Here is an 8,813-nt window from a genome sequence, read left to right on the forward strand (position 1 = left end):
GCGTCGCCAGCGATTGAAACCCCTCGTCGGAGCGTGTGAGACCGAGAACTGCTCCAGCACCTCCGACACTACCGGTGGCGAGTCCGACAAGGAATCCCCGCCGTGACAGGAGACCATCTTCGATCCGACTGATGACATCGCTTTCCGAATCGGAAGGGAGCTGGGTCGCGGTGGAGTCGTCGGAAGCCATGATACTGTACTATGGGCCTATCGAACGTCGTGGTATTGACTAACAGTCACACAGTAATAAAGCCTCTTCGAGGGACGATGTCCCACCGGAACGGGTACGCCTATGCCGATTGCTCTCCGAGTATCAGAATACGCCCCCTCGTGAAATATGACGCGTCGATATCGGTCACTCCTTGGCATTACAGTCGTGAGCGCTATCGTGACCGGTGTCGGTGTCTGGCTCGCCTATCTGCTCGAACTCGCTCTGCTCCAGGCGACGACGAACATGACGTGGCCACTACTGGTTGGGCTCATCGAGGAGGCACTCGTTCGCTTCCTCCCACTGATTCTCACGTTCTACGGCTGGAGTTACTGGCGGGGACGACTCCTCTCGAAAACCGAGGGACTACTAGCTACCGTGATGTCCGGATTCACCGTCGCTGGACTTGAAGTACTGCTCAAACTCGAGTACTTGGCACAGCTAGAGGCAACGGTCCGGTTCGATTCGCTGTTCCTACCGCTGGTGTTCGTGCACGTCCCGTTTGCGCTGATTGCCGGGCGGTTCGTGTACGCGCTCGGAGAACGGATTCACGGAAACGAACCGATCGGAATCCCGTCGCTCTCTCGGCGAACCATGACACTGCTTGTACTCGGCTATCTCGGCCTCGCACTTGCACACGTCGGCTACAATATACTCGCCTAGTCGCACAAACAGAAACACGAGGAAGATTTAGTGGGCGAAAATCGCGTGTCAGCTACCGATTACCCATCGACGCAACGACGCGTGTTCACTCGTGGTCGTCACCGAGAGCTGTGCTGACCATCCCGTTCAGTTCTTCGAGCTTCTCGCGAACGCGCTCGGGCTTGTCAGCCGGCGGGTCTTCCAAGGCGACCTGCTCGTGGGGATCCGGTTCGCCGACGATGACGCTCCCAATCATACCGAGGCTCTCGTGGGGCGTACAGTAGTAGTGGTAGACGCCCTCGGTCTCGAACGTGTGTTCGAACGTTGCGCCCTGTTCGGAGACGATGCCGCTGTCCCAGGCCGCCGCTCCATCGGGGACGAGCTGGGGCTGGTCGTTGTCGGAGTGGTACGCGGTCGTCGAGTGGCTCCCGCTCTCGTTGTGCCAGGTCACGGTCCCACCGACGTTCACCCGCACGACGTGTGGCTCGAAGTGGTAGCCCCCGTCCTCGGTAATCATATTCACTTCGGCCGCATCGGACGGCGCCCCGACCGCTTCGTCGTGGCCATCCTCCTCGTCGCTGTGGCCGGACTCCGTGCCGCTGTCGTCGTGGCCACTTTCGGTCGGCGTTCCGCCGTCGTTGTTCTGCGTTCCAGTGCATCCGGCAAGCCCAACGACTGCCGCACCGCCAGTCAGCTGAAGCATCCGTCGACGCGTGAGTGAGTCGGTCATGGCATCGGTCACCTTACACGTAATCCTACACACTCGGAGGATATAGACCGGCAAGCAGATTTGCTGGGTCAGCAAATCGGCGTTTCTTTATATACTCTTTACCAACAACACGGACTGTGAGTGAAGAGCGGGACATCTCGGGGATCCTCGAAATCCTGGAAGACGACTACGCACGCGCGATCCTCGAGGCGACTCGCCGAAAACAGATGTCTGCTAAGGAACTCAGCGAAGAGTGTGACATGTCAGTCTCGACAGTTTCCAGACGGGTCAATACGTTGCTAGAGTACGACTTGCTCATCGAGCGAACACACGTTGATCCCGACGGCCACCATTACAGCGAATACGAAGCCCAGCTCGACCGTGTTGAGGTACAGCTCCTCGAATCGGGATTCGACGTCCGTATCGAACTTCGGGAAGACGCCGCCGACCGCTTTACGCGTATCTGGGACACAATGAGGAACGAATAACTATGCACCCCGGACTCATCGTCGCAAAGCTCGTTACAATGGTTCTGGGATTCCTGATCGCCTATCAGGCCTATCGAGGATATCGGCGTAGTAACAGCCAATCGATGCTGTACCTTGCGGTTGGTTTCGCCATCATCAGCTTCGGCGCGATCGTCGAAGGAATCTTGTTCGACGTGGTTGGCCTGACCTTTCATAATGCGGGAACGGTGGCAACGGCCATCGTCGCGATTGGTATGCTCACGATCCTGTACGCTCTGTACGGACGCGACTCGAAGAAATTGGAGGACTAAGTGAATGGTGGATACGACAACAGCAATTCTCCTGGTCGTCCGCACGCTCGTACTCGCACTCGGTATCCTGATCACGTATTACAGTTTCGAGGCATATCGACGAACGGGTACGTACTATATGCGAAACGCTGCAATTGGCTTTGGAATCATCACTTTCGGTGTGTTCATCGAAGGACTACTGTTTGAGTTCGGAGGGCTCGATCTCGCTCTTGTCCACATCATCGAATCGGTCGCCATCGGTCTCGGATTCATTGTCCTTCTCATCTCGCTTCGCCGGTAGCCCAAGCCGCGTCTACACTCCTCGAATGGTCAAAACTGGCTCATCCGAGTTCCGGAGAACCCGTTCGGTCACACTTCCGATGAGCCGTCGTGAAATGCCGGACCGTCCGTGTGTTCCCATCACGATGAGGTCGATTCCGTGTTGATCGCAGTACTCCTCTATTGCCTGATGAGGAACGCCGTGGGTGATCTCAGCAGCGACTGAAACACCGTCGGCAGCTGCCCGGGATTGGACATCTTCTACGACAGTATCCCCGTTTTGCTCCAGTAATTGCTGCAGTTCGTCCCATGTCCATCCTGGACGAGACGCGTAGGCACCTCTATCGACAACGTAGAGGGCATGAAGTGTCGCATCGTATGTTCGAGCCAGTTCAAGAGCATGAGTGACGGCCTCCCGTGCGGGTTTACTCCCGTCTGTTGGAGCGAGGATATGCTCGAAGCCCCCCCGCAGTTCGGATTCCGACGTCGCCGCCACCGTCTTCGATTTGACGCTGAGGACAGGAATGTCGGTAGTGCGGACGATTCGGGTCGTTACACTTCCGAGCAGGAAGCGGTCGAGACCAGTATGTCCCCGGGTTCCCATACACACGAGGTCGATCTCATTATCGGTGATGTAGGACGCAATCTCGTGCGCTGGGATACCACGACGAACCTCAGTTGCCGCATCGAGGCCGTGTTCTGCGGCTCGAGTTGCGATCTGCTGGGTGGCGGCATCACCAGCGTCATACCACGTGTCTGGGAGCGTCTCCAGGTCGATTTCCAGCGCGGTCAGTTCCAGCTTCCGTTCGATCGGTGAACTGTCAACGACGTGGAGAGTGTGGACGGTTGCGTCGTATCGGCGAGCGAGGTCAAGTCCGTACTGGATTGCGGGCTCGACGTTATCGCTGCCATCGGTTGGAATGAGGATGTCAGTGTACATGATTGGATGTGTGCGTTGATTTTGCTACGGACTCTCGTCCGTCGGTTTGGGCGACTTATGGGCTGTCGACTCGATGCGGTCCTTGAAGAAGACGAGTTCCTTGTTCGTGTGATCGTAGAGTTTCGCCTTCCCATTGAGAGCGGTCGTGAACACCCATTTCAGCGCCCGTCCCCGTCGATTGTTCGGGAAGTCCATCCAGACGGCGTGTGACATCCGAGTCCCGTCTGCAGTCTCTTCGAGTCGGATGGTCCCTCCTTCGGGAATCCGAACGGTGACGAGTCCGCGAAGGAGCGGATAGTACGCCGTCCCCGCCCAGACCGCCACGTTGGGATGGTCGATATACTGGAATCGGCCATGCAGGTCGGCGTACATCCCGGCGACCTCTTCGGCCTGGTGGAACGTTGCGCCCTCCCGGGGACGGTTATCGGGCGTGTCGTATTCGAGCCCATGGTGTTCCTCGGGGTTCGACGCCGTCCAATGGACTGGGTCGGTTACGTACTCCCAGATCTCTTCGGGCGATGCGTCGATGACGATTTCGGCTTTGTCGGTGACGTACATTGGTGTCTCCGGCGCCTCCTACCGCGCGAAGACGTTGTACAGCCACGCGAAGGCGTACACGAGGACGAAGCTGATCACTGCTGCCTCGACCATGCCCGCTACAGTCCCGACGACGGTCGGTTCGAAGAACAGGTGCCACTGCTGCATCGCTTCGACTGCGCCCTCGTAGACGCCGATCGCTCCGAACACACCGAGCAGGAGCATCGCGACGGCAGAGACGACTGCTGCTGCGCCCGCCAGTGCCAACCGATCGAGCTGCATCACGTTGGTCGTGGAATCCATTTCGGACGCGTCTTGGTTTGTGGTAGTAGTGCTCATGACTAGAGATACGCTCTACTCCTTCAATCGGGTTTCTCTTACAATTCGAAAGGGGACGATCCCTTGGTAACACGGAGCAAGAATATCGTGTGGGAAACAGCTGTACAACCCCCTTATCTGTGTGGCCGGTCCGTCGGAAGACCACGGAGCAACCACCGACTGGAATCAGTGACACGCAAAAATTGATGAGCACGAACGCCGTCCTCGAACGGTTGACCACATCTAATAGCAGGAGTTACCTTTGAATGCAAGATTTACTCCGCCCACTGCCCCGGTTTCTTAAGAACAAATAACAAAACAGATGGCTGCGATAGTCTAGATATGCAAGCCGCCCTCGTCGACGGAATTCTCGAGTCGTTGCGGATCGGCGTCGGTTTTCTCTGGACGGCAGCGTGGGCGATCATCATGGGGCTCGTCATCACGAGTCTCGTTCAGGTTTACGTCTCGAAAGAGCGGATGGCCAACGTACTCGGGGAGGGGAATCTGAGTGGCCTCACGAAAGCAACCGTATTCGGCGCAGCAAGTAGTGGGTGTAGCTTCGGCGCGGTCGCCATTGGGAAGGGGCTGTTCAAGAAGGGAGCGCACACGGTGAACTTCTTCGCGTTCATGTTCGCCTCGACGAACCTCATCGTCGAGCTCGGGCTGATGATCCTGATCCTCCTCGGCTGGGAATTTCTGGTTGCAGAACTCCTTGGCGGCGTCATTCTCATCGCCGTGATGGCGGTCCTCGTCCATCTAACGCTCCCCGAGAACCTCTTCGAGCAAGTACGGGAGGAACTGAATCAACGCGACCACGACCAGGGGATCACTGAGGACCCGACCTGCGGGATGGAAGGCAAAGACGAGTACTCGCTGGTGACTGACGGGGGCGAGACGCTGAAGTTCTGTTCAGAAGGTTGCATGGAAACCTACCAGCAGGAAGCCGCAAGTAGCGGCGGGTGGCGCGACGAACTTCTCTCGTGGGGCGGGTGGTACAAAGTCGGGAATCAGTATCGCAAGGAGTGGTCGATGATCTGGACGGACATCATCGCGGGCTTTCTCATTTCGGGGTTCGTCATCGTCTTCGTTCCGCAGTGGGTCTGGAACACGCTCTTCCTCCAGGGCGATGGATTGTTGGTAAGCGCAGAGAACGCCATCATGGGTGTAGCGATCGCCGTCCTCAGCTTCGTCGGGAGCATGGGCAACGTCCCGTTCGCCGTCGCGCTTTGGGGCGGTGGGGTCAGCTTCGCCGGCGTCATCGCGTTCGTCTACGCCGACCTCATCACCATCCCCGTCCTGAACGTCTACCGGAAGTACTACGGCTGGAAGGTGATGCTGTACATCCTCGGTATCTTCTTCGTGACGATGGCGTTCACAGGCTTTCTCATGGAGGAATTGTTCAGCGCTCTCGGTATCGTCCCGAATCTCGCTGGCGGGGAGACAGCCTCCGAACAGACGTACTTCAAACTTAACTACACGTTTTACCTCAACATCGTCGCGTTCGCACTCTCTGGCTTTCTCCTCTACGTCTACCGTCGTGGTCTCGGTGCACCCGGCCAGTACCGCGACCCCGTCTGTGGGATGCGAACCGACGATAGCGGACCGAGTCTCACCCACGACGGCGAGACGTACTACTTCTGTTCGGATCAGTGCAAGCGATCGTTCGAGAAGCGCCCCTCCGAATTTGCACAGCACCACCCACACGTCTCAGAGACGGGGTCTTCCCAGAGCCATGAACATCACTGACCGCTATGTCTCGATCCCAAGTATCGCGGCTAGGCAGGCCCGGGTATTGCGTTGGCCAATCAAAACAGGTACAGCATGGTCTCGCAAACTCTTATGTATGAGCAGGTATCTCGGCGGATCGAGGTGGGGAACATGAATCGGCGGCGAGCCGATACAGTAGTCGGTGGCTTGGTCGCTGTCGTCCTCATCGTCGGTGGTGTGCTCAGCTGGCAAGCATATCAGCAACAGCAGGCCTTCGACCAGATGGGATCGATGATGGGCACGTCGATGGGGTCCGTTCACGGAACGAATCCGATCTGGTATGTCCTCGGAACCCTCCTCGTCTCGGCTGTCATCGGTGTGGGATATCTCGTGATTCGGGATGAGGTCACCAGCAGAGACGTAACCGATCGCCCACAGAATGAAATGGCGAATCCAACCGATCCGGAGGGTGACGAATCGCCAGAGGGAACCACCCAACCAGACGGGGCTATCAATCCAGAGTCTCAGCCACAGGCTCGTGTGTTAGACCTCTTGCCGGATGATGAACGCCGTATCCTCGAACCAGTCATCTCCTCGCCCGGCATCACACAGATCGAACTCAGGGATCGCTCGGACTTTTCGAAGAGCAAGGTGAGCCAGACGGTGAGCGCTCTCGAGAAACGCGGCCTGTTGTACCGCGAGCGCCAAGGGCGGACGTATCGTATCTATCCGAGTGACGACCTACAGGAGAAGCAAATGAACTAGCGGGCCATTTCCGCCGATTCAGAACCATTCATCGGGGTCGTAGATGCTGAAATTGAACCGAGCGATGGTCGTATGACCGTCCTTCAGCGCGAGGCCTATACTCGCCGACCACGAAAACAAGGGAAATGACTTCCACAGGATTCTCCCGCCGCAGGCTTCTCCAGTTGACGGGCGCATCTACTCTCGGAGCGCTCGCGGGCTGTGCCGGTCAGCTACCGGGCACCGGCGATGACGGTGGGCGTGAGGTAACGCCACGCTCGACAGTCACGTCCGAGCCAGATAGCTCCGTCAGCCTCACCGCGGGGTCCGGGACGATTCGGCCAGCCCCCGAGACTTCGACGACTAACTGGATGTACGAGGGTCAATTTCCGGGACCAGAATTACGCGTTCAGGAGGGTGACGTACTCAGTGTCGAGTTGACCAACGACCTTCAAGAAGAGACGACGATTCACTGGCACGGGGTTCCCGTTCCGAACCCGGTCGACGGCGTGCCAAACGTGACGCAAGACCCGATCGCTTCCGGTGAGACGTTCACGTACACGTTTCGTGCCGAACCCGCTGGCACGTACTTCTATCACAGCCACGTCGGACTCCAACTCGACCGGGGATTGCTGGGGCCACTGATCGTCGAAGAACGTGAGCCACACGTCGAGTACGACCGCGAGTACGTCGTCGTCGTCGACGATTACCTCCCCGGAGAGCCGGAACTTCCTTCGGATGGGGGAATGGGCGGCGGTGGCGGGATGATGGGAGACGTTCGGCCGCCGTACGATGGGCTCCTGATCAACGGTCGACTCCCAGAGAATCCCCAGACGTTCGACGTAACAGAAGGCGAGCGGGTGCGCCTCCGGTTCGTGAACGCCGGCAGCGCGACAGTCTTCGGTGTCCAAATCGCAGGCCACGAAATGACGGTAACCCACGCCGATGGGCGACCTGTCGAACCTGTCAACGTGGACTCGTTCGCCTTCGGAGCCGGTGAGCGCTACGACGTCGTGATTGAGGCGACGAACCCGGGCACGTGGGCCGTTCAAGCGAATGCACTCGATGGAAACGAACCACCAGCTAGAGCAGTCGTCGAGTACGAGTCAGCTAGCGGAGGAAGCCCACAGAGCCCGTCGTCGGCCAGTAACCGGCTGCAGTACGGGGACTTGCAGGCGATCTCCTCGCTCGACGGGGTGAGTGGGGAGCCGGATAGAACGTTCGATCTGACGCTCTCACGCGGCAGGGGCCAGTCATACACGTGGACGATAGATGGGCAGGCCTACCCGGACGCCGACCCGCTCCAGGTCCGGCCCGACGAACACGTCCGAATTCGGATGACCAATCAGAGCCCAGTCATTCACCCGATGCACCTTCACGGCCACTTCTTCCAAGTCGGCGACGCAATCAAAGACACAGTCATGGTCCCCGGGCATAGAGGGCAGGTGACGATCGACTTCCACGCCGACAACCCCGGCCGGTGGTTGTTCCACTGTCACAACCTGTATCATCTCGATGCGGGGATGGCGCGTGTCGTGAGATACGTCGAGTGACTCGGTTGAAGCCCCGGTTTCGGATCATTCAGGCTGCCGTTCGTGTGGTCGTGGCCCTGTCCCGTGAGAAGAGTCGAGTGCTAATCCAGCGAATTCGAGCCAGATGAACGAACCTATTCCTGAAAAACGTTTAGAGCGCCCTATACACGTTTTCGAACGTTCTCCTATTCGGATTCACACCCACGTCGATAACTCCCGAGCAGTCCTACGAGTAACCGAGGAGAAAGACAATGACCAACTTCACACTCGGCCGCTGGCTGCTCGTGGCCCTCGCGATCGTGGGACTCGCGTTCGCCGCCCCCGTGGTCAGCGCACACGGCGACGAAACGGCCGCTGACGACGCGCCCACGGACAATACCACCGCAGATGAATGGGCCACTTGGATGGAGGCGCAGATGACTGAGCACATGGGTCCCGGT

12 protein-coding genes and 1 pseudogene are annotated in these 8,813 nt (G+C 58.3%); 8 read left to right on the top strand and 5 right to left on the bottom strand.

The annotated features are described in order from the left end of the window. The coding region (locus AN233_RS16135; protein WP_125919960.1) for a twin-arginine translocation signal domain-containing protein at positions 1-190 on the bottom strand (190 nt) is incomplete at its 3' end. Between the two features lie 186 nt (positions 191-376). Here AN233_RS16135 and AN233_RS02905 point away from each other — a divergent pair. After that, a complete protein-coding gene (locus tag AN233_RS02905) occupies positions 377-871 on the top strand; it encodes a hypothetical protein (RefSeq protein WP_233547763.1) in 495 nt (164 codons plus the stop codon). An 85-nt stretch (positions 872-956) separates the two neighbouring features. Here AN233_RS02905 and AN233_RS02910 read toward each other — a convergent pair whose 3' ends face one another. Beyond that, positions 957-1,580: a plastocyanin/azurin family copper-binding protein gene (locus AN233_RS02910; RefSeq protein ID WP_058365362.1), complete on the bottom strand. Its 624-nt coding sequence runs from the start codon at positions 1,578-1,580 to the stop codon at positions 957-959. Between the two features lie 116 nt (positions 1,581-1,696). Here AN233_RS02910 and AN233_RS02915 point away from each other — a divergent pair, with 116 nt between their 5' ends. Genes AN233_RS02915 through AN233_RS02925 form a run of 3 tightly spaced genes read left to right on the top strand, consistent with a single transcriptional unit; the run spans position 1,697 to position 2,617 of the window. After that, entirely contained in the window at positions 1,697-2,047 is a 351-nt protein-coding gene (locus tag AN233_RS02915; RefSeq protein WP_058365363.1) for an ArsR/SmtB family transcription factor, read from the top strand. Positions 2,048-2,049: 2 nt separating this feature from the next. Next, positions 2,050-2,337, top strand: coding sequence for a DUF7521 family protein (locus AN233_RS02920; RefSeq protein WP_058365364.1), 288 nt, complete (start codon positions 2,050-2,052; stop codon positions 2,335-2,337). Positions 2,338-2,341: 4 nt separating this feature from the next. Continuing rightward, positions 2,342-2,617 (top strand): DUF7521 family protein, encoded by a 276-nt coding sequence (locus AN233_RS02925; protein WP_058365365.1) that lies wholly within the window; start codon positions 2,342-2,344, stop codon positions 2,615-2,617. Between the two features lie 12 nt (positions 2,618-2,629). Here the strand turns inward: AN233_RS02925 and AN233_RS16140 are convergent, their stop codons facing one another. From AN233_RS16140 to AN233_RS02940, 3 genes are read right to left on the bottom strand one after another with little or no spacing between them, the layout of a single operon-like run. Next, positions 2,630-3,535, bottom strand: a complete 906-nt coding sequence (locus tag AN233_RS16140; RefSeq protein WP_080508315.1) for a universal stress protein — start codon at positions 3,533-3,535, stop codon at positions 2,630-2,632. A 24-nt stretch (positions 3,536-3,559) separates the two neighbouring features. After that, positions 3,560-4,093 carry an SRPBCC family protein gene (locus tag AN233_RS02935; protein ID WP_058365367.1) on the bottom strand — a complete coding sequence of 178 codons (534 nt, stop codon included), beginning with the start codon at positions 4,091-4,093 and terminating at the stop codon, positions 3,560-3,562. Positions 4,094-4,111: 18 nt separating this feature from the next. Next, complete coding sequence (locus tag AN233_RS02940) at positions 4,112-4,375, bottom strand: hypothetical protein (protein ID WP_233547748.1); 264 nt, start codon at positions 4,373-4,375, stop codon at positions 4,112-4,114. A gap of 357 nt (positions 4,376-4,732) precedes the next feature. Between AN233_RS02940 and AN233_RS02945 the strand changes: the two genes are divergently transcribed. From AN233_RS02945 to AN233_RS02960, 4 genes and pseudogenes are all read left to right on the top strand, one after another. Then, positions 4,733-6,136: a permease gene (locus tag AN233_RS02945; protein WP_058365368.1), complete on the top strand. Its 1,404-nt coding sequence runs from the start codon at positions 4,733-4,735 to the stop codon at positions 6,134-6,136. A 132-nt stretch (positions 6,137-6,268) separates the two neighbouring features. After that, positions 6,269-6,862 carry a helix-turn-helix transcriptional regulator gene (locus tag AN233_RS02950; RefSeq protein ID WP_058365371.1) on the top strand — a complete coding sequence of 198 codons (594 nt, stop codon included), beginning with the start codon at positions 6,269-6,271 and terminating at the stop codon, positions 6,860-6,862. Between the two features lie 125 nt (positions 6,863-6,987). Then, positions 6,988-8,394, top strand: a complete 1,407-nt coding sequence (locus AN233_RS02955; protein ID WP_058365369.1) for a multicopper oxidase family protein — start codon at positions 6,988-6,990, stop codon at positions 8,392-8,394. A gap of 230 nt (positions 8,395-8,624) precedes the next feature. Then, a pseudogene (locus AN233_RS02960) lies at positions 8,625-8,813 on the top strand (hypothetical protein); the annotation flags it as partial.

Source organism: Haloparvum sedimenti (genome assembly GCF_001462205.1).
GTDB lineage: Archaea > Halobacteriota > Halobacteria > Halobacteriales > Haloferacaceae > Haloparvum > Haloparvum sedimenti.